This is a genomic window from Streptomyces sp. CWNU-52B (assembly GCF_047444975.1).
GTDB lineage: Bacteria > Actinomycetota > Actinomycetes > Streptomycetales > Streptomycetaceae > Streptomyces.
The window spans coordinates 98,997-123,366 of the sequence record NZ_JBLFJV010000030.1; the positions used below are offsets into that span (position 1 = coordinate 98,997).

The following is a 24,370-nucleotide window of genomic DNA, read 5'->3' on the forward strand; positions in this document are numbered from 1 at the left end:
GGGAGCCGTGCGCCGGGCCGTAACGGGTGTGGCGTGGATCTCGTTCGGAAGCCCTGGTCAGCGGGGCGGGGGCCGCACGGCGGCGGTCTGCGACAGCTCGCGCACCGCTGCCACGTCCATCCGGGCGGGAGAACCGAGCGCCGACCCGCAGCTCTCCGCACGGGGCGGCGAGGCGGCGCCCCGCACGACCGTGACGAGCCAGCGGCGGCCGTCCCTGTGGGCGACGGTCACCTCCCAGCGGGGCGCCTCTCCCTCGGTGCCGACCACGCTCAGCGTGCCCGCCGCGTCCTCGGACACGCTCTCGCGGACCGCCAGCTCCGCGGCCTGGCCGGGGCGTTCCCAGGCGGAACTGCCCCGGCACCCCTCGGTGACGACCCGTCCTTCCCGCACGCCCTGGAGGACCTCTTTGACGGCGTGGGCTTCGGCGCGCCCGTACGCGTAGCCGAACGGCAGCACGAGAAGGGTGGGCGAGAAGCGGTGGCCTCCCAGGTGGGTGACCTCCCACGCTCCCTCCACTCCGGAGGCGGCGAGCTCGGCGGCGAGGGGGCGGCCGAGCAGGGCGCAGCACCGGTCGCGCTTGCCGTTGGTGCACACGAGGGCGAGCGGGTCCCCGGTGTGGGGGCGGCCGTCGAGCGTCGTCTCGAAGGTGCGGGGCAGGCCTCTGCCCAGCGCGGTGAAATCAAGTGTGAGCAGGCGTTCGGGGGCTGACGTGGTGGCGCTGTGCAGCCATACGTTGCCCGGAGTGGTGTGGGCCGCGTACACCTGCCGCTCGGCGACGGTGTGGCAGTCCGCGTGGCGTCCGGGGCGGCGGATCAGGGCGATGCGTACGCCGGTGCCCTCGGCGGCCTGCTCCAGGGCACGACCCAGTACGGGATCCAGGTGGCTCGATGTCAGCGCGTTAGCGCCCCAGGGACCGGGCTGTTCGACCAGCAGCCACGTCCTCGCCGTGGCGGCGGTCCCCGCGAGGGGCTCCTCCAGGTCTCGTGAGACCTTCGCGCACGTACTCACAGAGGTGAGCCTAACCTGACTTGGCTCGTGGCGGCCTCCGGGGCCGCTGGTGTCACTGCTCCGGAAGTGGCTGGGGCGGCCGTTCGCCCACGTAGTGCCCGCTCGGGCGCATCCGCAGGGGCGCCTCGCCGTACTCCTCCAGGGTGTGGGCGATCCACCCGGCCGTGCGGGCCACGGCGAAGATCGTCTCGCCCGCCGAGGCGTGCATGCCGGACGAGGCGGTGAGGACGGCGAGGGCCAGGTCGACGTTGGCGTGCAGCGGGACGTGGCGGGCCGCGGTGGCCACGACGTCGCGAGCCGCCGCCAGGGCGGGAGCCGCTTCGGGGATCTCCTCCAGGAGAGCGAACAGGGCCCGCGCACGGGGGTCCTCGCCCGGGTAGATCCGGTGGCCGAGGCCCGGGACGCGCCGGCCGGCGCGGAGCTCGTCGGCGATCACCGGAGCCGCCGTGCCGAGGTCCAGGACCTCCAGGAGCATCCGGTGGGCCAGGCCGCTGGCCGCTCCGTGAAGTGGGCCTTCGAGGACGCCGAGGCCCGCCGAGACGGCGGCGTACGCGTGGGCGCGGGCCGAGGCGGCCACCCGGACCGCCAGTGTGGAGGCGGCCAGGTCGTGGTCCACGAGCAGCGCGAGGGCCGTGTCCAGGGCCCGCAGGGACGCCTCCGGGGCTTCGCGGCCGCTGAGCCGGGACCACAGGCGGTGGGCCAGTGGACCGTCGTCCCCCCGACTGTCGTGCCTCATGGGGGGCAGGGCGGCCACGAGTGTGGGGATCAGAGTGCGGGCCGTGCCGAGGACGGCTTCCTCGGAGAGGTCGAACCGCAGAGGGTCGGCGGTCGCCGCGGCGATGGCGGCCACGCGGAGCCGGTCGGTGGGGCCCGTGTGCTCGGGCAGGGAGTCGACGGCGCGGCGCGCCACCGTGACGGAGGCCTCGGGGGCGGTGAAGGTGACGCCGGGGCGCAGTACGCCGGTCCAGAGCCACTCCGCGACTTCCTCGTAGGAGTGGCGTGCGGCGAGTTCGGTCGCGTCGACGCCTCGGAAGTAGTAGCGGTCCCTGTCGATCAGGGTGATCCGGGTGCGCACGGAGAGCTTGCCCGCGGCCGGTGAACTCTCGGCGGGTTCACGCCGGTTGCGGCGGGCGAGGGCCTCCACCTCCTTCGGGTCGAAGGTGCTGCCTCGGCCGCCCGGGTTGCTCCGGCTGCTGAGCCGGCCACGGCTCACGTAGGCGTACACCGTCTCCGGCTTCACGCCGAGCAGTTCGGCGGCTTCGACGGTGCTGATGCGTCGCCCTTCGTACGCCGGGGCCGTTTCTTGATCCCTCATGGGCATCACCGTATCTGCGAGGTATCTGCGCGGTTGTATTGACTGAATCAATATTGACAAGGATCGAGTCAAGCATGGACAGTCGAATCAAGTCCAGGGAGGCAAACATGTCGATCAACCAGGCCGTGACCGGCCGGGCCGCAGTCGCTTCTGTCGAGGTTCCGCGAGGACTCGCGGGCGTCGTCGTCACCGACACCGTGCTGGGTGACGTCAGAGGACTTGAGGGGTTCTATCACTACCGCCAGTACTCGGCCGTGGAACTCGCGCGGAGCCGCGGCTTCGAGGACGTGTGGCATCTGCTGACGCATGGTGAACTGCCGGACGCGGCGCAGCGTTCCGCCTTTGTCGCGCGGACGGCGGCACTGCGTCGGCTGCCCGGGGAGGTGTGGGCTGCGCTGCCCGGGATCGCCGCGGCCGGCGGGCGGGCCGGGGCGCTCGCGGGGATGCGGACCGGGTTGTCGCTGCTCGGTGCGGCGCGTGGGTTCCGGCCGGTGTACGACCTCGACGGCGAGCGGCGCCGGGAGGACGCGCTCGCGGCCTCGGCGGCTGTGCCGACGCTGTTGACGGCGCTTCACCGGCTCGGGCGGGGCCTTGATCCGGTGGAGCCGAGGGACGATCTGTCGTATGCAGCCAACTACCTCTACATGATGACGGGTTCGGAGCCGGAGCCCGGCCGGGCCCGGGCCGTCGAGCAGTACCTGATCTCAACTATTGATCACGGATTCAATGCATCAACCTTCACTGCCCGGGTGATCGCGTCGACGGGGGCGGATGTGGCGGCGTGCCTCGTCGGGGCGGTGGGGGCCCTTTCCGGCCCGCTGCACGGTGGTGCCCCGAGCCGAGCCCTGGACACCCTCGACGCGATCGGGACGCCTGACCGTATCGACCCCTGGATTCGGGAACGGGTCCTGGCCGGCGAGCGCATCATGGGCTTCGGGCACCCCGTCTACCGCACGGAGGATCCGCGCTCGCGCATGCTGCGTGAGATCGCGCAGCGGTTCGGTGGGCCGTTGGTCGACTTCGCGGTCGAGGTGGAGCGGCGGGTGGAGGCGATCCTCGCGGAGCTCAAGCCGGGTCGTGAGCTGCACACCAACGTGGAGTTCTACGCGGGCGTGGTCATGGAGCTCTGCGGCCTCCCACGCGAGATGTTCACACCGACATTCGCGGCGGCACGGGTGGTCGGCTGGAGCGCCAACATCCTGGAACAGGCGGAGGACCCGAAGATCATTCGACCGGCGGCGCGGTATGTGGGGCCGGGGGCGCCGGTGGCGGTGCCGCCGAGGGGCTGAGTGTAGGCATGGTCGGACGGTGGCCCGTAGTGTGCTGAGCCCGCATGAGCGGATTGGGCCTGACCGGCAGTGCAGTCAGGCCCAATCCGCGGGTCCGCTATATCCCTGTTTGTGTAACTATTGGTAATGGGTGGACGGGGAGGGCTGTGGGTCTCTTGCCAGGCCTGCGGCCTCTTGGTCAGGCGTCAGGGATGTCGATCTTGGCGCGAATTAGTGTTTCTCGAGTGATGACGACGATCCGTTCGTCGCTCGATCGTCCTGCGTCGGTCGGTAGTTTGCCGTCAAGAGTGCTGGTTCTGTCGGCACCGATGATGGCGAAGGAGCCGTCGCTCAGCTCGAAAATGTCTGGACAGGTTTGACCATCGACGCTTCCGCGCTGCCTAGGGGATGCGCCAATGCGGCGGGTGATGTCTGGTGATGTCACAGACGGTAGCCAATCATTAAGATCGATCTCGCCTGAAACGATTGATCATCGATTTTTGGCCATCCTTCTGTCTCTCATGGGGTGCTGGGGTGCCCGGTCGCGGGACAGAGAGGTGGTCGTGAGCCGTCGTTGCAGTTGTTTGACGTGTTCAATGGCGGGAATGTCGCCCTTGACGTGGGTCAAGTGCCCGCGGCTGATCTTCGGCAATGCTTTGCGAGCGGCCTCATGGTGGTCATTCATACTGTGTGGATCGGGTCCGGCCGTAGGCGCCTGTCATGTTCGAGGGGTCAGTGAGCCTCTGCCGGTGTGGGGCGGCAACTCGCTCGCATGTTTCGCTGCCTGTGCGGGTGCCTGCAGGGTGGGGGCTCAGTCGGGCAGATCGCCCACCACCCACCATTCGTCGGTGTCGGCCTCGTCCAGGTCGTTGATCAAGCCGTCGATCATGCGGCCCACTTGTGCCTCGACCGAATCTGCGACGAGGCTGGCGCGAGCCGGCCGACTCGCTTCCCAGTACTCCCGGAAAATTGGGTTTTGTAGGGTGTTACGCAGATGTCCGAAAAATTCGGCCCGATTGATGTTGCCGATGCGATAAGCGAGCAGCGCGTTCGTGTACAGCGCGTTGGCGAAGAGAAACTGACGGTGCTTGTCCGGTGGAATGGCGCCGTCGTGCGTGTCGAGCACGGCGGCCAGCGCTGGGTCCTCCATGGCCTTGCTCAGTAGTTCCCAGTGGAGCCGCTGTTGGTTGGCCAGGTTGGTGTGCTGCTGCTCGCTCAGGCGCAGCTTCTTGAACTGCCACTGTTGAGCGATGATGACGCTGACGGCAACTGTGAAAGTCAGCCCGGCCGCTACGGCCGAGCTGCACCCCCGGATTCCGTAATTCCGTGTGTTCATGTCAACCCCCGAATCAGGCGACCGTTCGCCGGTCGTCGGTGCGGGTCGACAGGGAGCGGACCGGCGAGCGTTGGGCGGCGCTTGCCGTCTCCCAGGATGCCGAGCGGCTCTGATCGGCTGGGAGGCGGAGAGGCGGCGCACGGAGGGAAGCGCGGGTCGCGCAACTCGGCGCCATGCCTGACGTGTGCCCCGCGAGCGCCGCTAACAATCGTTCACTTCAGGCGCATTCCGACGGCTCGTATCCTTGGTGAGCATTCGTTCCCCGTCGTGAGAGCCGGTCCGTGAGCCGGTGCACGCTTTGGCGAGAGAGGTCGCGCGTTGAGTCAGGCGAGCCCCCAGCAGATCCCGGTCCTCGTTCTCGCCGGTTTCCTGGGCTCCGGGAAGACCACCCTGCTCAACCACCTCCTGCACCACGGCGGCGGAAGCCGTATCGGCGCCGTTGTCAATGACTTCGGCGCCATCGAGATCGATGCCATGGCCGTCGCCGGCGCCCTCGGCGACTCCACCGTCTCCCTCGGCAACGGCTGCCTGTGCTGCGCCGTCGACGCCAGTGAACTCGATCTCTACCTGGACCGGCTCGCCCGGCCCTCCGCGCGGATCGACGTGATCGTCATCGAGGCGAGCGGTCTCGCGGAACCGCAGGAACTGGTGAAGATGCTCCTCGCCAGCGAGAACCCGCGCATCGTCTACGGCGGCCTCGTGGAGGTCGTCGACGCCGCCGAGTTCGGGCCCACCCGCGAGAAGCATCCCGAGATCGACCGGCACCTCGCCATCGCCGACCTGGTCGTCGTCAACAAGGCGGACCGCGTGGACGACCCCGACCAGGTGATCGGGCTCGTGCGGACACTCGCCGACGGCGCCGCTGTCGTACCCGCCTCGTACGGGCGGGTCGACCCCGAGTTCCTCTTCGACTGCCGCCCGACCGAGGAGCGTATCGGGCAGTTGTCCTTCGACGACCTCCATCGGCGGGAAGACGCTGATCACGGGGACGCCGGCGAGCATCCCGGTCATCTGCACTCCGCCTACGAGTCCGTCTCCTTCACCTCCGAAGTGCCCCTGGGGCCCCGGCGGTTGATGGACTTCCTCGACAGCAGGCCCGATGGCCTGTACCGCATCAAGGGCTACGTCGACTTCGGCCTCGCCGACCCCCGTAACCGCTACGCCGTGCACGCCGTGGGCCGGTTCCTGCGCTTCTACCCGGAGCCCTGGCCTCCGGGGGAGCGTCTCACCCAGCTCGTCCTCATCGGCTCCGGCATCGACGCCCCCGCCCTCGCCAAGGAACTGGAGGCGTGCAAGGACGACGCCCCACACGCCGACGAGCGCGACATGTGGGGCGTCCTTCGATACGTACAGGAGCAGGAGGAGCAGGAAGAACGGACCGGGGGCTGGGGTTAGACCGGGCCCGCCACCACCGAGACCGTCTTCGCCAGCGAGACCCCGGAGCCGTCACGTCGCGGGTCCATCTCCGGCAGCTCCGCCGGTGTGCCGTCCTTCTGCGCGGCGCGCGCCGGAGCCGGTCCGGCCCAGGCCAGGCTCAGGCAGTCCTCGCCCTTCAGGAACCGCTGGCAGCGCACGCCACCCGTGGCCCGGCCCTTGCGCGGATACTGGTCGAAGGGGGTCAGCTTCGCGGTCGTCTGGACCGAGTCGTCCAGCGTGCCCCGCGAACCCGCCACGGTGAAGACCACCGCGTCCACGGCCGGATCGACCGCCGTGAACGAGATCACCTTCGCGCCGTCCACGAGCTTCACGCCGGTCATACCGCCCGCGGGCCGGCCCTGCGGGCGGACCTGGGAGGCCTGGTAGCGCAGCAGTTGCGCGTCGTCGGTGATGAAGATCAGGTCCTCCTCGCCGGTGCGCAGCTCGGCCCCGCCGACGATGCGGTCACCGTCCTTGAGCGTGATGACCTCCAGCTCGTCCCGGTTGGACGGATAGTCCGGGACCACACGCTTGACCACACCCTGCTGCGTGCCGAGCGCCAGGCCCGGTGACGACTCGTCGAGCGTCATCAGACAGACCACCTGCTCGTCGCCCTCCAGGGTCAGGAACTCCGAGACCGGAGCGCCCCCGGAGAGATTGGGCGCCGAGGCGGTCTCGGGCAGCTGCGGGAGGTCGATGACGTTGATCCGCAGGAGCCGTCCGGCGGACGTGACCGCGCCGATCTCGCCCTGTGCCGTCGCCGGGACGGCCGAGATGATCAGATCGTGCTTGACGCGCCGGCTCTCGCTCTCCCCGAAGGGGTCACCGTTGGCCGTACGCGCGAGCAGCGCCGTCGACGACAGGAGCACCCGGCACGGGTCGTCCGCCACCTGCAACGGGACGGCCGTGGCGGCGGAACCGGCGGACTCCAGCAGCACCGTACGCCGGTCGGTGCCGAACTTCTTGGCCACCGCGGCCAGTTCGGCCGACACCAGCTTGCGCAGCTCGGCGTCCGAATCCAGGATGCCGGTCAGCTCGTCGATCTCGCCGTTGAGCCGGTCGCGCTCGGTCTCCAGCTCGATGCGGTCGAACTTGGTGAGCCGGCGCAGCGGCGTGTCCAGGATGTACTGCGTCTGGATCTCGCTCAGGGAGAAGTGCTCGATCAGGCGCTGCTTGGCCTGGGCGGAGTTCTCGCTGGAGCGGATGAGGCGGATGACCTCGTCGATGTCCAGCAGCGCGACGAGCAGGCCCGCGACCAGGTGCAGCCGGTCGCGCTTCTTGGTGCGGCGGAACTCGCTGCGGCGGCGCACGACGTCGAAGCGGTGGTCGAGGTAGACCTCCAGCAGCTCTTTCAGGCCCAGCGTGAGGGGCTGGCCGTCGACCAGTGCCACGTTGTTGATGCCGAAGGACTCCTCCATCGGCGTCAGCTTGTAGAGCTGCTCCAGGACGGCCTCGGGCACGAAGCCGTTCTTGACCTCGATGACCAGGCGCAGACCGTGGGCGCGGTCGGTGAGGTCCTTGACGTCGGCGATGCCCTGCAGCTTCTTCGAGCCGACCAGGTCCTTGATCTTCGCGATCACCTTCTCCGGGCCGACGGTGAAGGGCAGTTCGGTGACGACGATGCCCTTGCGGCGCGCCGTCACGTTCTCCACGGCCACCGTCGCGCGGATCTTGAAGGTGCCGCGGCCCGACTCGTACGCGTCCCTGATCCCGGAGAGGCCGACGATCCGGCCGCCCGTGGGCAGGTCGGGTCCCGGGACGTGCTTCATGAGCGTCTCGAGATCGGCGCCGGGGTGGCGGATCAGATGGCGGGCGGCGGAGATCACCTCGCCGAGGTTGTGCGGCGCCATGTTCGTCGCCATGCCGACCGCGATGCCCGACGCGCCGTTGACCAGGAGGTTCGGATACGCGGCCGGGAGGACGACCGGCTCCTGCTCCTGGCCGTCGTAGTTCGGGCTGAAGTCGACCGTGTTCTCTTCGATCGACTCCGTCATGAGGGAGGTGGCGTCGGCCATCCTCGCCTCGGTGTACCGCATGGCGGCCGGCGGGTCGTCGTTGCCCAGCGAACCGAAGTTGCCGTGGCCGTCGACCAGGGGCAGCCGCATGGAGAAGGGCTGGGCCAGGCGGACCAGGGCGTCGTAGATCGACGCGTCGCCGTGGGGGTGGAGCTTACCCATGACCTCGCCGACGACGCGGGCGCACTTCACATAGCCGCGGTCGGGGCGGAGCCCCATCTCGTTCATCTGGTAGACGATGCGGCGGTGCACGGGCTTGAGGCCGTCGCGGGCGTCCGGCAGGGCTCGGGAGTAGATGACCGAGTACGCGTACTCGAGGAAGGAGCCCTGCATCTCGTCGACGACGTCGATGTCGAGGATGCGCTCCTCGAAGTCGGCGTCGTCATCGGGTCGCGGGGTCTTCGTGCTGCGGCGGGCCATCGCTGCTGCGACTCCTTCACGGTCTCTGCCGGGGCATGAACGGGTTCTGACGCGGTCCATTGTGGACCGGAGTACTGACAACGCGGACCACGACCCGTCCGTACGGGCCTCGTGGGGCGGGTGCGTGACCGCCTCAACAGGCCACGTGGACCGCGGTTCCAGCGACCTCGGCAGACCTCGGAACCCCGGTTCCGACCGTTTGCCAAGATCCCCGGACGCTATCGCGTCACCGCCCGTACGAAGCCCGGGAGGTCGGCGTGCGACCGTTCGCGGGAGGCGTCCGGCGGCATCCGGAGGCGTCCGCAGGCTCGGCCGCCGAGGACGATACCGCCACCCGCGCCCCTCGGGTGCGGCCGTGCCGCCCTCCGCACGCCGCCGGAGGCCGCGTACCAGAGGGCGCCCGGGTGCTCGCTCTCGGCGTAGCCGACGCGGGAACTTCGCCAGCCGTCCGCGCGCTTGCATACAGTGGCACGACTAGCAGGAATTCAGCAGTTTTCCGCGATCGAAGGGACGTACATGCCCATGGGTCACACGGCCACAGCCGAGGCCGGTTCCGGCGGCCTGACAGCGACCGAGCACCGCCTGGCCAACGGCCTGCGTGTGGTGCTCTCCGAGGACCACCTGACCCCGGTCGCGGCGGTGTGCCTCTGGTACGACGTCGGCTCGCGCCACGAGGTCGAGGGCCGCACCGGGCTGGCCCATCTCTTCGAGCACCTGATGTTCCAGGGCTCCGGCCAGGTGAAGGGCAACGGCCACTTCGAACTGGTGCAGGGAGCCGGCGGTTCGCTCAACGGGACGACGAGTTTCGAGCGGACCAACTATTTCGAGACCATGCCGACCCACCAGCTGGAGCTCGCCCTCTGGCTGGAGGCCGACCGCATGGGCTCCCTGCTCGCCGCGCTCGACGACGAGTCCATGGAGAACCAGCGGGACGTCGTCAAGAACGAGCGCAGGCAGCGCTACGACAACGTCCCCTACGGGACCGCTTTCGAGAAGCTCACCGCCCTCGCGTACCCGGAGGGGCACCCCTACCACCACACGCCGATCGGGTCGATGGCCGACCTGGACGCGGCCACCCTCGACGACGCGCGCGCGTTCTTCCGCACCTACTACGCGCCCAACAACGCGGTGCTGTCGATCGTCGGCGACATCGACCCGGAGCAGACGCTGGCCTGGGTCGAGAAGTACTTCGGCTCCGTCGCCGGCCACGACGGCAAGCCCGCCCCGCGCGACGGCTCGCTCCCGGAGACCATCGGTGAGGAGCTGCGCGAGGTCGTCGAGGAGGAGGTCCCGGCCCGCGCGCTGATGGCCGCCTACCGGCTCCCGGAGGACGGCACGCGCGCGGCGGACGCCGCCGACCTGGCCCTGACCGTTCTGGGCGGCGGCGAGTCGTCCCGGCTCTACAACCGGCTCGTACGCCGTGACCGCACCGCCGTCGCGGCCGGGTTCGGCCTGCTGCGCCTCGCCGGAGCGCCCTCCCTGGGGTGGCTCGACGTGAAGACGTCGGGCGACGTCGAGGTCCCGGTGATCGAGACCGCCGTCGACGAGGAGCTCGCCCGGTTCGCCGAGGAGGGCCCCACGGCCGAGGAGATGGAGCGCGCCCAGGCCCAGTTGGAGCGCGAGTGGCTGGACCGGCTGGGCACGGTCGCGGGCCGCGCCGACGAACTGTGCCGGTACGCGGTCCTGTTCGGCGACCCCCAGCTCGCCCTGACCGCCGTCCAGCGTGTCCTCGACATCACCGCGGAGGAGGTCCAGGAGGTCGCCAAGGCCCGCCTGCGCCCCGACAACCGCGCGGTGCTGGTCTACGAGCCGACCGCCGCCGAGGAGACCGACGCCCCGGAAGAGACCGACGCCGCCGAGCACACCGGCGCCGCCGCTGAAGACACCGACGAGGAGGCGGCCAAGTGACCGAGCTCGCCACGATGGAGTTCCACCCGCAGCCCCAGGCCGGCGAGGCCAGGCCCTGGGCCTTCCCGGCACCCGAGCGCGGCGCGCTCGACAACGGCCTGACGTTGTTGCGCTGCCACCGCCCCGGCCAGCAGGTCGTCGCCGTCGAGGTCCTTCTGGCGGCCCCGCTGGAAGCCGAGCCGAAGGGCCTGGACGGCATCGCCACGATCATGGCGCGAGCCTTCTCGGAGGGCACCGACAAGCACTCCGCCGAGGAGTTCGCCGCCGAGCTGGAGCGCAGCGGCGCCACGCTGGACTCCTACGCCGACCACGCCGGCGTACGGCTCAGCCTCGAAGTCCCCGTCTCCCGGCTGCCCAAGGCGCTCGGCCTGCTCGCCGACGCCCTCAGGGCGCCCGCGTTCGAGGACGGCGAGATCGAGCGGCTGGTGCGCAACCGGCTCGACGAGATCCCGCACGAGAGCGCCAACCCGGCCCGCCGGGCCGCCAAGGAGCTGTCCCGGCAGCTCTTCCCGGCGACCTCGCGCATGTCGCGCCCGCGCCAGGGCACCGAGGAGACGGTCACCGCGATCGACTCGGCGGCCGTCCGTGCCTTCTACGAGCGGCACGTGCGCCCCGCCACGGCCACCGCGGTCGTCGTCGGAGACCTCACCGACATCGACCTCGACGCGCTGCTCGGCGACACGCTCGGCACCTGGACCGGATCGCAGGCCGAGGCGCGTCCCGTGCCGTCGGTGACCGCCGACGACACCGGCCGGGTGATCATCGTCGACCGCCCCGGAGCCGTCCAGACACAGTTGCTCATCGGCCGTGTCGGCGCCGACCGGCACGACCGCGTGTGGCCGGCCCAGGTGCTCGGCACGTACTGCCTCGGTGGCACCCTCACCTCCCGCCTGGACCGTGTCCTGCGCGAGGAGAAGGGATACACCTACGGTGTACGGGCGTTCGGGCAGGTACTGCGCTCCGCTCCGGACGGTACGGGCGTCTCGATGCTCGCCATCAGCGGCTCCGTGGACACCCCGAACACCGGCCCGGCGCTCGACGACCTCTGGAAGGTGCTGCGTACCCTCGCCGCCGAGGGCCTGACGGACGCCGAGCGCGACGTCGCCGTGCAGAACCTGGTGGGTGTGGCGCCCTTGAAGTACGAGACGGCGGCAGCCGTCGCGGGCACCCTCGCCGACCAGGTCGAGCAGCACCTGCCGGACGACTTCCAGGCGACGCTGTACCGGCAGCTCGCCGCGACCGGCACCGTGGAGGCCACCGCGGCCGCCGTGAACGCCTTCCCGGTGGACCGTCTGGTGACCGTCCTGGTCGGTGACGCCTCGCAGATCGAGGAGCCCGTCAAGGCCCTCGGGATCGGCGAAGTCAGCGTCGTGGCACCGGAGTAGGACCGGAGCAGGAACTGCGGCAGAGACCGCGGCAGGGAACTGCGGCAGGAACTGCGGCAGGGACTGGGACAGGCCCGGGTGACCCATCGGTCGCCCGGGTCTCTTCGTGTACTGGTTCGTCCACTGTTTATCCATATTGATGCGGAGGTTGCCTGTCTGCCCTGTGGCGTGCGCTACAAAAGCCGGGTTCCGTTTGTCGATCGAAAGCGGCCCCGCTTAGCGTCGGTCCGGCTGTTCGTCAGGCAGTGCGCCGCGTCCGCGGCACCGGACAGTCATCGCCGAGTCCCCGTACGGCGCGAGCCAGGGGAGCCGGGGACCCGTGTGTCCCTGGGGTGAATCGGACGCCCTTCCCGAAGGGGGTCTGTAGGAGACCTTCCTGCTCCGAACCCGTCAGCTAACCCGGTAGGCGAGAAGGAAGGAAAGGACCAGCCACTTCATGGCGTTCACCCGCGCCACGGGGAAGCACCGTCTTCCCGGTCGTATGACCCGCACGACCCGCTCGACCCGCAGGACGGTGGGAGTCGCCGCACTCGCCACCACCGGTGTCGTAGGCACCCTGGCGGCCCCCGCCCTCGCTGCCGAGAGCCCCGTCGAGCAGACCGGCCTCACCCAGGCGGTCACCCTCGGTGACTCGGTCGCCCAGGAGATCGACGCACAGGCGGCGGCCCAGCAGCAGGCCGCCGCCCAGACAGCGGCCAGGGAGAAGGCCGAGGCCGCCGCGAAGGAGCGCGCCGAGGAAGCCGCGGCGAAGGCCAAGGCGAAAGCCGAGAAGGAGCGCGAGGCCGAGGCCCGTGCGGCCCGCGAGGCCGAGCGCAAGCGGCTCAACGCGTTCACCGCGCCGATCACCGGCTCGTACGTCTCCACCGCCTACCAGGCCGGCGGCGGTGTCTGGTCCTCGGGCAGTCACACCGGCATCGACTTCCACGCCGCCAGCGGCACCGCCGTGCACGCGGTGGGCTCCGGCACGGTCGTGGAGGCCGGCTGGGGCGGTTCGTACGGCAACCAGGTCGTCCTCAAGATGAACGACGGCACGTACACCCAGTACGGGCACCTCTCGTCCATCGGAGTCTCGGTCGGCCAGACGGTCACCGGGGGAGAGCAGATAGCCCTCTCCGGGGCGACCGGCAACGTCACCGGAGCGCACCTGCACTTCGAGGCGCGCACCACCGCGGAGTACGGCTCGGACATGGATCCGGTCGCCTACCTCCGCTCGCACGGCGTGAACGTCTGACCGCGACACCCTGTCGAAGGCCCCGGCTCACCGAGCCGGGGCCTTCGCGTGCTCCGACCCCTTCCGGACACTTTCGTACCGGACGACTGCCTGTTCAGAGGCGCCGTGTGTCCAAAAAATATCCATGGATTCCCGGCTGCCTTCGGAATTTCCCGTTCTCTGCAATAGAGTCACCGAACAGGCGTCAATCGACCGCGTTTCGCGGGGATTAAGGCGGAGGTCCGGTCATGCGTATTCCCGCGCGCTCGGTATGCACGGCGATTCGTGACGACATCGTCGCGGGTGTCTACGAACGCGGCAGCCGGCTCACCGAGGAACTGCTCGCGCGCCGCTACGGCGTCTCGCGGGTCCCCGTGCGCGAGGCGCTGCGCACCCTGGAGGCGGAGGGGTTCGTGGTCACCCGCAGGCACGCGGGCGCGTGCGTCGCGGAGCCCACGGAGCAGGAGGCCGCCGATCTCCTGGAGATGCGTGTGCTGCTGGAGCCGCTGGGCGCCGCCCGTGCCGCGCAACGGCGCACCGAGGCCCATCTGAAGGTGCTGCGGGGTCTGGTCAGGCTCGGTCAGGAGCGGGCCAGGCGGGGGAACAGCGAGGACCTGCGCTCCCTGGGCGGCTGGTTCCACGAGACGCTCGCGCAGGCGTCGGGCAGCCCGGCGCTGACCTCGACACTCGGTCAGCTGCGGCACAAGATCGCCTGGATGTACTCGGTCGAGGCGCCCGCGCACCCGGCCGAGTCCTGGACCGAGCACGGCGCCATCGTGGACGCCGTCGCCCGCGGCGACAGCGACCGGGCGCGGGCGATCACGGCGCTGCACACCGAGCGGGCGACGAGCGCGCACCGGCTCCGCTTTCCCGGCGGGGACCGCGTCGAGCGTGTGAGGACTTCGCAACATCCCGTAAACACAGAGGGCCTGCGGCATTAACAGAAGCGCCGTATACAAAGAGAGTTATTCGGCAGGAGACTATTTCCGCTGCCTATTTTTCCGCGTGCCCGCAATTGCCGGGCACGTGATTTTCGTGTGCGCGGAAATCGGGGGCGGACGCGGATATCCCCGTCTCGGACGCGCCGTACCTCAATAGGTGTCGTGCCCTGTACGCGGCTGGCTCCGGACGTGCATACGGCGGAGCGGCGCCACCCGGGACGCGGGGGACGCCGCTCCGCCGTAAGAGATCCGCGAGACCGGTCCGTTCAGGCCGGTCGGACTGGCCGGTCGGACTGGTCTGGTCGGTCGGACCGATCAGGCGTGTCGGACGGTCAGACCGTCTCGGGGAGCTCCTGGAGGCCCTCGGCGACCAGCTTCGCCAGACGGTCGAGCGCGGCGTCCGCGCCCTCGGCGTCGGAGGCCAGCACGACCTCCTCGCCGCCCTGGGCGCCCAGGCCGAGGACCGCGAGCATGGAAGCGGCGTTGACGGGGTCGCCACCGGCCTTGGCGATCGTCACGGGGACGCCGGAGGCCGTGGCGGCCCGGACGAAGATGGAGGCGGGACGGGCGTGAAGGCCCTCGGCCCAACCGACGTTGACGCGGCGCTCAGCCATGTGATGCTGCCCTTCAGATGTCTCAAGGTTGTCTAGACCAGTGTTCCATACGGTGAAGCGTGCCCCGGCGGACGAGGCCCGGCCCGCCCTGGTCAGCCTCGGGCCCCGGTCCTGCCCCACGTGGCCCAGGTCCGGCCCCACGTGGCCCCGGACCGGAACGGCCGAGACCCCCAAGCCTGCCTCGCCCCCTCGCCGGACGCGAGCCCGCCCACGCCCGCGCAGCGGTCCGCCCGCCGCCGGGCGGTCCCACGGCCGGGCGGTGACCCCGCCGTTGTCGGACCCGAGTCGTACTCTGGGCCCCATGCAGACCCCGCCGGACCGGCACGAGTACCCCGCTCACTGGGAGGCCGACGTCGTCCTGCGCGACGGCGGTACCGCGCGCGTCCGGCCCATCACGGCCGACGACGCCGACCGTCTCGTCAGCTTCTACGAGCAGGTGTCCGCCGAGTCGAAGTACTACCGCTTCTTCGCGCCGTACCCGCGCCTGTCCGCCAAGGACGTCCACCGCTTCACCCACCACGACTTCGTGGACCGGGTGGGCCTCGCGGCCACCGTCGGCGGCGAGTTCATCGCCACCGTGCGCTACGACCGCATCGACGCGGCCGGCCGGCCCGCCTCCGCCCCCGCGGACGAGGCAGAGGTCGCCTTCCTAGTCCAGGACGCCCATCAGGGCCGTGGCGTGGCGTCCGCCCTCCTGGAGCATGTCGCGGCCGTCGCGCGCGAGCGGGGCGTCCGCCGTTTCGCCGCCGAGGTGCTGCCCGCCAACAACAAGATGATCAAGGTGTTCACGGACGCGGGCTACCAGCAGAAGCGCAGCTTCGAGGACGGCGTCGTACGCCTGGAGTTCGACCTGGAGCCCACCGATCGTTCGCTCGCCGTGCAGCGTGCGCGGGAACAGCGGGCGGAGGCGCGCTCCGTGGCCCGGCTCCTGGCCCCCGGTTCGGTCGCGGTCGTCGGAGCGGGCCGCGCCCCGGGGGGAGTGGGACGCAGCATCCTGGAGAATCTGCGCGACGCGGGATTCACCGGCCGCCTCCACGCGGTGAACGGCGCACTGGAGGAGAAGGAGCTGGCCGGAGTCCCGGCCCACCGCTCCGTGCGGGACATCGCCGAACCCGTCGACCTCGCCGTGATCGCCGTACCGGCCGAGCGGGTCCCCGAAGCCGTCGCCCAGTGCGGGGAGCACGGGGTGCAGGGCCTCGTCGTGGTCTCAGCCGGGTACGCGGAGAGCGGCCCCGAGGGCAGGGAGCGCCAGCGCGAGCTCGTGCGCCAGGCGCGTACGTACGGCATGCGCCTCATCGGACCGAACGCCTTCGGGGTCATCAACACCTCCTCACGGACCCGGCTCAACGCCTCGCTCGCGCCGGAGATGCCGCGCACCGGGCGCATCGGCCTGTTCGCCCAGTCCGGGGCCATCGGGGTGGCCCTGCTGTCCCGGCTGCACCGGCGCGGCGGTGGCGTCACGGGTGTGACGGGCGTGTCGACGTTCGTCTCCTCGGGCAACCGCGCGGACGTGTCCGGCAACGACGTCCTTCAGTACTGGTACGACGACCCGGACACCGACGTCGCGCTCATGTACCTCGAATCGATCGGCAACCCGCGGAAGTTCACCCGCCTCGCGCGGCGCACGGCGGCGGCCAAGCCGCTGGTCGTCGTCCAGGGCGCGCGGCACGGCGGGGCCGCGCCCCAGGGGCACGCGGTACGGGCCACCCGGCTGCCGCACGCCACGGTGTCCGCCCTGTTGCGGCAGGCCGGGGTCATCCGGGTGGACACGATCACGGAACTGGTCGACGCGGGGCTGCTGTTGGCGCGCCAGCCCCTGCCCGCCGGCCCGCGCGTGGCGATCCTCGGGAACTCCGAGTCGCTCGGGCTGCTGACGTACGACGCCTGTCTCGCCCAGGGGCTGCGCCCGCAGCCGCCCCGTGACCTGACGACGGACGCCTCGGCCGAGGACTTCCACGCCGCGCTGGCGGGGGCGCTGGCCGACGAGACCTCCGACGCCGTCGTCGTCACCGCGGTTCCGGCGGTGGGCGAGAGGTCCGTGGCGGACGCGGCTCTGGCGCAGGCCCTGCGGTCGGCCTCGGCCTCGGCTCCCGCCAAGCCGGTCCTGGTGGTGCACGTGGAGCTGGGAGGGCTCGCGGAAGCCCTGTCCGCGGCCGCCAGTACCGCGCCACAGACCGCCCCCGCCCCAGCCTCCGCCCCCGCCCGGGGCGTGCTTTCCGAGGACGCGTCGGCCGGCGCCACCCGCCGACCCGACCACTCCACCGGCCACCCCACCGGCCCGCCTCCCGCCGCGGCGGAGCCCACCGAGGTGGGCGCCCGGCTCATCCCGGCCTATCCCGCCGCCGAGCGGGCCGTGCGCGCGCTCGCCGAGGCCGTGAAGTACGGCCAGTGGCGACGCGAGGCCGCCGATCCCGGGCGGGTGCCCGAGTACGAGGACATCGAGGAGAAGGGCGCGGCCGAACAGATCGACCGCCTCCTGACGGACCGGGACCCGGGCACCTCCGACGAGCCGGGAGCCGCGGAGCAGGCCGGGTTCACCCTCGGCCCCGACGACACCTGCGCCCTGCTCGCCCGGTACGGGATCGACGTGCGCCGCGCCCTGCCCGCGCCCACCCCCGAGGAGGCCGTGGCGGCGGCCGGGCGGATCGGCTACCCCGTGGCCCTGAAGACCACCGCCCCGCACCTGCGGCACCGCGCCGACCTGGGCGGTGTCCGGCTCGACCTGACGGACGAGGAACAGCTGCGACGGGCGTACGCGGAGCTGACCAGCCTCTTCGGCACGCCCGAGGAGCTGCGCCCGGTGGTGCAGGGGATGGCGCCACGCGGTGTCGACACGGTCGTGCGCGCCGTCATCGACCCGGCGGCCGGAGCGGTGCTCTCCTTCGGGCTCGCGGGAGCGGCGTCGGAGCTGCTCGGGGACACCGCGCATCGGCTGATTCCGGTCACCGACCGCGACGCCGCCTCACTGGTCCGGTCCATCCGGACCGCGCCGCTCCTCTTCGGCTGGCGGGGCTCGGCCCCGGCGGACGTGGTGGCGCTGGAGGAGCTGCTGCTGCGTCTGTCACGGCTCGTCGACGACCACCCGGAGGTCGTCTCGGTCTCGTTGGAACCCGTGGTCGTCGCCCCGCGCGGGCTGAGCGTGCTCGGCGCATCGGTGCGGCTCGCGCCGCCGCCCGCCCGCGACGACCTCGGGCCACGCACGCTTCCCGTGTACTGAGCGGTTGCCCTGAGCGGTGCCTCGCAGCCGGCGCGCCCCCGTAGGATGGACGTCATGGCCAAGACCAGTACGACGACCCAGGGGCTGCGAGCGGCGATCGAGCGCAGCGGCTACTACCCGGCCCTCGTGGCCGAGGCGGTGGAGGCCGCTGTCGGCGGCGAGCCCATCCGGTCGTACCTGGTCCACCAGGAGACGACGTTCGACGCCAACGAGGTGCGCAGGCACGTCACGGTGCTCGTCCTCACGGGCAACCGTTTCATCGTGAGCCACACGGATGAGCAGGCGGCGGACAGCACGTCACCCACGCCGTACGCGACCACGTCCACCGAGTCCGTGAAGATTGGCCGGATCTCGTCGGTCGTTCTCAGCCGGGTCGTGGCGAACCCGGAGAAGTACGTGGTGGGCACGCTGCCGCGCGAGGTCGTCCTCACCATCGGCTGGGGCGCGGTCGCCCGTATCGACCTGGAGCCCGCGGCCTGCGGCGACCCCAACTGCGAGGCGGACCACGGCTACACCGGCAGTTCGACGGCGGACGACCTGAGCCTGCGCGTCAGCGAGGCCGGGGACGGCCCGGACGCCGTGCGCCAGACGCTCGCCTTCGCGCAGTCGCTCTCCGAGGCGACCGCGGACGTCACCCGCTGATGTCCCAGCACGTCTGGGACGACCCGGAACCACTCACCGTCGCCTCCGCGCCCGTGCCCGAGTACGGGACCGGTTCGCTCGCCGACCTGCTGCCCACGCTGGCCGCGGGCATGGGCGTACCGGACATGACCGCCTCGCTCGGAGAGCTGGGCCAGGCCGACCGGAACTGCGTCTTCCTGATAGACGGCCTCGGCTGGGAGCAGCTGAAGGCGCACCCGGACGAGGCCCCGTTCATGAGTTCCCTGCTGGGCAGCTCGCGCGGCGGCACCGGCCGGCCGATCACGGCGGGCTACCCCGCGACCACCGCGACCTCGCTGGCCTCGGTGGGCACCGGACTGCCGCCGGGGGCCCACGGCCTGCCGGGCTACACCGTGCGCAATCCGGACACCGGCGAGCTGATGAACCAGCTCCGCTGGATCCCCTGGACCAAGCCGGGCGCCTGGCAGCCGTACCCCACGGTGTTCCAGCTGGCCGACGCGGCGGGCGTGCACACGGCCCAGGTGTCCTCACCGCACTTCCAGAACACCCCGCTGACCAAGGTCGCACTCAGCGGCGGGACGTTCCACGGACGCCTGACCGGCGAGGACCGGATGGACATGGCGGCCGAGCAACTGGCCGCGGGGGACCGCTCGCTGGTCTACACGTACTACGCCGAGGTCGACGGCAAGGGGCACCGCTTCGGCGTCGACTCCGACGCCTGGCGCGGACAGCTCATGTACGTGGACCGGCTGGTCCAGCGGCTGGCCGAGCAACTGCCGCCGCGCGCGGCCCTGTACGTCACGGCCGACCACGGCATGATCGACGTCCCCTTCGACGAGCAGCACCGCATCGACTTCGACGAGGACTGGGAGCTGCGCGCGGGGGTCGCCCTGCTCGGCGGCGAGGGCCGGGCCCGGCACGTCTACGCGGTCCCGGGCGCCGAGTCGGACGTCCTGACCTGCTGGCGCGAGGTGCTCGGCGAGCAGTTCTGGGTGGCTTCGCGCGACGAGGCGATCGACGCCGGATGGTTCGGCCCGCACATCGACGAGCGGGTGTACGCGCGCATCGGCGACGTGGTCGCGGCCGCGCGTGACGACGTGCTGATCATCGCGTCCGAGCGGGAGCCGAAGGAGTCGTCGATGGTCGGCAACCACGGCTCGATGACTCCGGCGGAACAGCACGTCCCGCTCCTGGAAGTACGTTCCTGACCTGCTCGCAGCCCATGAACCACTCCTGCCGAAAGGTGCTCGACCTCCCATGCCTGAGCTGGTGTTCTTCTCCGGAACCATGGACTGCGGGAAGTCGACGCTGGCTCTGCAGATCGAGCACAACCGGTCGGCGCGCGGCCTGCAGGGTGTGATCTTCACGCGTGACGACCGTGCGGGGGAGGGGAAGCTCTCCTCGCGGCTCGGTCTGGTCACGGAGGCGGTCGAGGCGGCTCCGGGCATGGATCTGCACGCCCACCTGGTGGCCCGGATGTCGAGCGGCGGCAAGGCAGACTATGTGATCGTCGACGAGGCGCAGTTCCTCGCGCCGGAGCAGATCGACCAGTTGGCGCGGGTCGTGGACGACCTGGATCTGGACGTCTTCGCGTTCGGCATCACGACCGACTTCCGTACCAAGCTCTTCCCCGGCTCGCAGCGGCTGATCGAACTGGCGGACCGGGTCGAGACCCTCCAGGTCCAGGCGATGTGCTGGTGCGGTGCGCGAGCCACGCACAACGCCCGCACCGTGGGCGGCGAGATGGTGGTGGAGGGCGAGCAGGTCGTGGTCGGCGACGTGGACCGGACGGCCGCGGAGATCGGCTACGAGGTGCTGTGCCGGCGCCACCACCGCCGCCGGATGACCAGCGCCAGCGCGAACGTGGGCGTCATCTCGCCTGACGTCCTGCCGGTCACCTGACCGCCGACTCCGTCGTCGTCCGGCGTCACTTCCGTCAGGAGGGGCACGCGTCCTCGGCGCCGCTCCGGTACGTGCGGTACAGAGGGAGCGAGTTCGCGCCGCTGGACGGGTGTTCGACGATGGGCACCGGTTTGCACACGGCCCACTGGTTGTTCCGTTCCGGGCCCTCGAAGCCGTAGGTCCCCGCGGCACCGACCAGGCAGTTGTTGTTGCTGCACGAGGCGCCGGCGATGCTCGGCAGGATGAGGGTGTTGTACACGTCGTCCTTGTCGGGCAGACGCAGGGCGCTCGACGTGGCTCCGTCGGTCTGCTCGAACTCGGTGACCGTGCGGTCCACGGCATCGGTGAGCAGCGTGAAGGCGTCGTGGTACATGATCGCGTACCCGTCGGCGAGCGGCTCGCCGCCCAGGTCGTGCTGAGCGGCGAGCCTGTCGAAACGGTCGAGGAACGGACCGAGTCCCTTCCCCGGCTTGCTCCCCTTCTTCCACCAGGCGGGATCGACGGAGGACGCGTTGACGATCATGGCGTTCGCCTCCGCCAGCCTGCGGGTGAGCGCGGGGGTGGTGAGGGTCGGTTCCAGACCGATGCCGATCTTCAGGATGCGCAGCTTCGAGGTGCGTCCGCAGGAACTCTCCTCCGCCAGCTGTTCGATGAACGCGGGCAGGTCCTGGTCGCGCCCGGCGAAGAAGACGACGTCGGACCGCTCCCGGCAGATCTTCTGCACGGCGTCGCTGAACCTCTGGGGCACGCCCTGTCCGGTGCCCGACGAGCCGGCGAAGTTCGAGGTGTTGACGGTCAGGTCGTACTCGTCGGTGAAGTACTTCTCGAAGACGCTGCGCAGATTCTGCGAATAGACGTCGTCCTTGCGGTTGTCCCAGACCAGGAAGCCCTTGCGCCGCGCCGGTCCGTCGTCCAGGTAGAGCTTGAGGGCGCGGGCGAACTCGTCGTTGTTGGGCGAGGTCTTGAAGAAGTACCGGGCGTTCATGGTGGCCGCGGTGATGACAGGGCCGACGGTGGGGATCTTGTGCGCGCTGAGCGCGGTGATCGCCTGCCGCGTCTCCGGCGTACTGCTCGGGATGCCGCTCACACCGACCAGCGGCGCCTCGGTGTCCTCGGTCAGTTCGGCCAGCCGCGCGACGACGGGTTCCCACGCGTCGAGGTTCCGGCCGTCGGGGGCCAGCAGCATCTGGAAGCGGGGCCCGCCGAAGCGGTTGGCCTGCTGCTGGGCGGCCAGCGCACCGACGAGGCCCCGGCGGATCATGTCCGTGGTCATCGCGCTGTGCTCGTCCGAGGTGAACGGCATCATCAGCGCGATCCGCACGTACGGGATCCTGGGGCCGCTGGGCGGAGACTCCCAGCCCTGCTTCACCCGGGCGTTCTCCGCCGCCACCGCCTTGATGAGGCTCGCGAGACCAGGGTCCGCCTCGAAGGCGTCCGCGGTCACGCCCACGCAGTCTCCGCCGACCTCCCGCAGATCGTCACCGCATCTGCCGGGACCTCGGGTGTTACCGGCGAAGAGGGCGATCACCGCGGTGAGCAGAGCACCGAGTCCGAGGACGGCCAGCCACTCGACCGGTCCCCACTCGCGAGGATGACGACGGAACAGCATGTTTCCTCACTGACCGGGGACGGGGAAGGGACGCTTCTGCCGTGCCGCCGCGGGCCAACTGCGGGCGGCCTGGCCCAGGACGGCGTGCCAGGACGGGTGCCGCGGGGAGAGGAACGCCAGTTCCTCGCCGACCGCCCTGCACATGTCGGGGTCCGGCTGGGCATGCGGCTCGGACACGTGCCACAGGGCGTGCAGCAGCCGGTTGACGCAGCGTTCGATCTCGTGCAGTTGCGCGTACCGCCGGTCGTGCGCGCCGAGAGCCACCTCGATCCGTTCGTCGGTCCACTCACCGGCCGGCGGGGTGGGCGCCGTGGCGGAGTACCGCAGGCACAGCAACCAGTGCGCGGCGCCCTGTTCGTCCTGTTCCGACTGGAACTCCTCCGTCAGTGTGGCCACCACCGTCTCGGCGTTCCCGGCCGCGAGCATGTGCCGCAGGGCGTCCGCCTCGCCGCTCTCGCCGCGCTGGGCGTGATGCAGCCGCAGGAAGCGGTGTACCTCCTGCCAGCCGCGGCCGTCGGCGGCCCCCTGCGAGCTGTGCCGCGCCTCGTGCACGAGCAGCGTGCGCAGCAGACGGTCCGCGACCAGCGGCTCGTCGGGATCCGTGGACTGCTGCCACTGCTGCTCCTCCAGGTAGTCGGTGGCGGAGTTGGCCGGCAGCTGATCGGGCCCCTGCAGCCGCAGATGGGCGGCCAGCGCCTCGGCCGCCGTGCTGTCACGGGCGAGCGAGAGCACGGTCAGCCGGTCACGCTGGCGCCGGTCCGGAAGCAGCTGTTCGAGGACCGCCGCCGTGACGGGGCGACCGTCCCCCGTACGCAGTTCGAGGAGGTCCCGCGGCCCCACCTCGCGGCCCTGCTCGGCGGCGTCCAGGACCGCCGCGCACAGCACGGTGGTCACCGCGGGGTGTCCGCCGGTCAAGGAGTGCACGGCGGAGGCCAGATGAGGGTGGAGCGGCCGGTCGGGCCGGTCCCGCACGAGCAGGGGCAGGATGTCGTCCCGGCTCAGCGGTGTGAGGGTGACGGCGAGCAGCCCGGCGGACGGGGCGAGGCCCTTGCGCTCCCAGCCGGAGGAGCGGACCAGTTCCGGGAGGTCGCGGCGGACCGCGTCCGGCGCGTTCTCCGGCAGGCCGCCGAGCCGCGTGGCCACCACGGAGATCTCCTCGTGGTCGGGGCGCCGGGGCATCGCACGGTGTTCGAGGAGCAGATCGAGGAAGACACTCCCCGCCGCGTGGTGCACGTCGTCCAGCAGGACGAGCGGCCAGGGCTCACGGTTCCACCGCTGCAGCCTGCCGTAGGAGGCGGCGACGTCGTGCAGGAAGGCGGCCATCAGGCTCTGCTCGGCCGCGTGCCGGTAGTCGCCGCCCTGCCGGAACCACTCACCGAGCAGCACCAGCGGATCCCGCTCCCGCACGCCCCGCGGGAAACGCAGCCGGTACCACTCCTGGGCCGCGGTCGGCCGGTACCGCTCGGTGTACTCCGCCACCATGGCGGCATCCAGCGCGGCGCGGCTCTCCCGCGCGCCGGTGTCCGGGGCGACGCTCTCCATACGGCCCTCGACCGCCGTGGCCCAGGCGTGCCGCAGCGTGCTCTCGTCGCCACCGGCGAGGCGGCAGGCGAGCAGCAGCCGCGCGCACCGCAGACACGCCGCGTCCCGCTGCTCGGCTTCGCCGTGCTCCCAGCCGGAGACCGCGAACAGGCCCGGCACCAGGACGGGGAACCGCCGGCGCAGCCCGGGTGCGAGCCCGCAGACCAGCTCCGTGAGGATCTCGACGAGGGACGAGGCGACCGGAGCCGTCCCACCGCCCGAGGTGAGTGGCGCGGCACCTGAGGAGAGCGGCAGTGTTCCGGATTCGGCGGTCACGGCCCGGACATGGGCGAGGGGCAGCCGGCCCGCGTAACGCACCGCCAGTTCCTCCAGGACGGCGCTGCGCCCCATGCCGTGGTACCCCGTCACCAGCACCACCGGCAGGTCGCCCTGGTGTTCCCGGACCGTACGGGACCGCTCGTCGTGGTCCAGGCCGGTGAGCCGGGGAACGAGCGAGCGCAGCAGTGGGTCCCGGCCATGGAGCGGTGCCCCGTCCGATCCGTGCATCTGGCTGCGCCCCGCCTCCGTCGTCCCGCGCCGCCCGGCAGCCACCACCGCGGCAACAGGCGGCATCGTCCCCCGAGACATCAGACGCCTATTTTGA

Annotated in this window: 18 protein-coding genes and 1 riboswitch; of the genes, 10 read left to right on the forward strand and 8 right to left on the reverse strand. The window is 71.1% G+C overall.

Going from position 1 to position 24,370, the window contains the following annotated elements:
* Positions 1-57 precede the first annotated feature (57 nt).
* Positions 58-1,008, reverse strand: a complete 951-nt coding sequence (locus tag ACLVWQ_RS27260) for a sucrase ferredoxin (protein ID WP_414111829.1) — start codon at positions 1,006-1,008, stop codon at positions 58-60.
* 52 nt (positions 1,009-1,060) lie between these two features.
* On the reverse strand, positions 1,061-2,323 hold the full coding sequence (locus tag ACLVWQ_RS27265; protein WP_414111830.1) for a citrate synthase: 1,263 nt from the start codon (positions 2,321-2,323) through the stop codon (positions 1,061-1,063).
* Positions 2,324-2,430: 107 nt separating this feature from the next.
* On the opposite strand from ACLVWQ_RS27265, the gene ACLVWQ_RS27270 reads away from it, so the two are divergent.
* Entirely contained in the window at positions 2,431-3,612 is a 1,182-nt protein-coding gene (locus ACLVWQ_RS27270) for a citrate synthase/methylcitrate synthase (protein ID WP_414111831.1), read from the forward strand.
* Between the two features lie 178 nt (positions 3,613-3,790).
* On the opposite strand, the gene ACLVWQ_RS27275 is transcribed toward ACLVWQ_RS27270, so the two are convergent.
* Together ACLVWQ_RS27275 and ACLVWQ_RS27280 are read right to left on the reverse strand one after the other, a co-directional pair.
* Complete coding sequence (locus ACLVWQ_RS27275) at positions 3,791-4,036, reverse strand: hypothetical protein (protein ID WP_414111832.1); 246 nt, start codon at positions 4,034-4,036, stop codon at positions 3,791-3,793.
* Between the two features lie 366 nt (positions 4,037-4,402).
* Positions 4,403-4,927 (reverse strand): DUF6082 family protein, encoded by a 525-nt coding sequence (locus ACLVWQ_RS27280; RefSeq protein WP_414111833.1) that lies wholly within the window; start codon positions 4,925-4,927, stop codon positions 4,403-4,405.
* 318 nt (positions 4,928-5,245) lie between these two features.
* Between ACLVWQ_RS27280 and ACLVWQ_RS27285 the strand changes: the two genes are divergently transcribed.
* A complete protein-coding gene (locus ACLVWQ_RS27285; RefSeq protein ID WP_414111834.1) occupies positions 5,246-6,322 on the forward strand; it encodes a CobW family GTP-binding protein in 1,077 nt (358 codons plus the stop codon).
* Here ACLVWQ_RS27285 and ACLVWQ_RS27290 read toward each other — a convergent pair.
* Positions 6,319-8,778: a DNA gyrase/topoisomerase IV subunit A gene (locus tag ACLVWQ_RS27290; RefSeq protein ID WP_414111835.1), complete on the reverse strand. Its 2,460-nt coding sequence runs from the start codon at positions 8,776-8,778 to the stop codon at positions 6,319-6,321. The genes ACLVWQ_RS27285 and ACLVWQ_RS27290 overlap by 4 nt on opposite strands.
* A gap of 522 nt (positions 8,779-9,300) precedes the next feature.
* Between ACLVWQ_RS27290 and ACLVWQ_RS27295 the strand changes: the two genes are divergently transcribed.
* The 4 genes from ACLVWQ_RS27295 (at position 9,301) to ACLVWQ_RS27310 (ending at position 14,222) form a co-directional block, all read left to right on the forward strand.
* The gene (locus ACLVWQ_RS27295) at positions 9,301-10,686 is read left to right on the forward strand and encodes a M16 family metallopeptidase (protein WP_414111943.1); all 1,386 of its coding nucleotides are present in this window, start codon (positions 9,301-9,303) and stop codon (positions 10,684-10,686) included.
* Positions 10,683-12,071, forward strand: coding sequence for a M16 family metallopeptidase (locus ACLVWQ_RS27300; protein ID WP_414111836.1), 1,389 nt, complete (start codon positions 10,683-10,685; stop codon positions 12,069-12,071). The genes ACLVWQ_RS27295 and ACLVWQ_RS27300 overlap by 4 nt, the downstream gene beginning before the upstream one ends.
* A 266-nt stretch (positions 12,072-12,337) precedes the next feature.
* A riboswitch (cyclic di-AMP (ydaO/yuaA leader) is annotated at positions 12,338-12,495 on the forward strand.
* Positions 12,496-12,507: 12 nt separating this feature from the next.
* The gene (locus tag ACLVWQ_RS27305; RefSeq protein WP_414111837.1) at positions 12,508-13,302 is read left to right on the forward strand and encodes a M23 family metallopeptidase; all 795 of its coding nucleotides are present in this window, start codon (positions 12,508-12,510) and stop codon (positions 13,300-13,302) included.
* A gap of 227 nt (positions 13,303-13,529) precedes the next feature.
* Positions 13,530-14,222 (forward strand): GntR family transcriptional regulator, encoded by a 693-nt coding sequence (locus ACLVWQ_RS27310; protein WP_414111838.1) that lies wholly within the window; start codon positions 13,530-13,532, stop codon positions 14,220-14,222.
* A gap of 332 nt (positions 14,223-14,554) precedes the next feature.
* Here the strand turns inward: ACLVWQ_RS27310 and ACLVWQ_RS27315 are convergent, their stop codons facing one another.
* The gene (locus ACLVWQ_RS27315) at positions 14,555-14,836 is read right to left on the reverse strand and encodes an HPr family phosphocarrier protein (RefSeq protein ID WP_414111839.1); all 282 of its coding nucleotides are present in this window, start codon (positions 14,834-14,836) and stop codon (positions 14,555-14,557) included.
* A 301-nt stretch (positions 14,837-15,137) separates the two neighbouring features.
* On the opposite strand from ACLVWQ_RS27315, the gene ACLVWQ_RS27320 reads away from it, so the two are divergent.
* The 4 genes from ACLVWQ_RS27320 to ACLVWQ_RS27335 are packed head-to-tail and all read left to right on the forward strand — an operon-like array spanning position 15,138 to position 20,576.
* Positions 15,138-18,053 (forward strand): GNAT family N-acetyltransferase, encoded by a 2,916-nt coding sequence (locus ACLVWQ_RS27320; protein ID WP_414111840.1) that lies wholly within the window; start codon positions 15,138-15,140, stop codon positions 18,051-18,053.
* Between the two features lie 54 nt (positions 18,054-18,107).
* Positions 18,108-18,695: a DUF5998 family protein gene (locus tag ACLVWQ_RS27325; RefSeq protein ID WP_414111841.1), complete on the forward strand. Its 588-nt coding sequence runs from the start codon at positions 18,108-18,110 to the stop codon at positions 18,693-18,695.
* A complete protein-coding gene (locus ACLVWQ_RS27330) occupies positions 18,695-19,882 on the forward strand; it encodes an alkaline phosphatase family protein (RefSeq protein WP_414111842.1) in 1,188 nt (395 codons plus the stop codon). The genes ACLVWQ_RS27325 and ACLVWQ_RS27330 overlap by 1 nt, the downstream gene beginning before the upstream one ends.
* A 49-nt stretch (positions 19,883-19,931) precedes the next feature.
* Entirely contained in the window at positions 19,932-20,576 is a 645-nt protein-coding gene (locus ACLVWQ_RS27335) for a thymidine kinase (RefSeq protein WP_414111843.1), read from the forward strand.
* A 34-nt stretch (positions 20,577-20,610) separates the two neighbouring features.
* On the opposite strand, the gene ACLVWQ_RS27340 is transcribed toward ACLVWQ_RS27335, so the two are convergent.
* Both ACLVWQ_RS27340 and ACLVWQ_RS27345 read right to left on the reverse strand, forming a co-directional pair.
* Positions 20,611-22,185 carry an ABC transporter substrate-binding protein gene (locus ACLVWQ_RS27340; protein WP_414111844.1) on the reverse strand — a complete coding sequence of 525 codons (1,575 nt, stop codon included), beginning with the start codon at positions 22,183-22,185 and terminating at the stop codon, positions 20,611-20,613.
* A 6-nt stretch (positions 22,186-22,191) separates the two neighbouring features.
* Positions 22,192-24,339, reverse strand: coding sequence for an ATP-binding protein (locus ACLVWQ_RS27345; RefSeq protein WP_414111845.1), 2,148 nt, complete (start codon positions 24,337-24,339; stop codon positions 22,192-22,194).
* Positions 24,340-24,370: the final 31 nt, after the last annotated feature.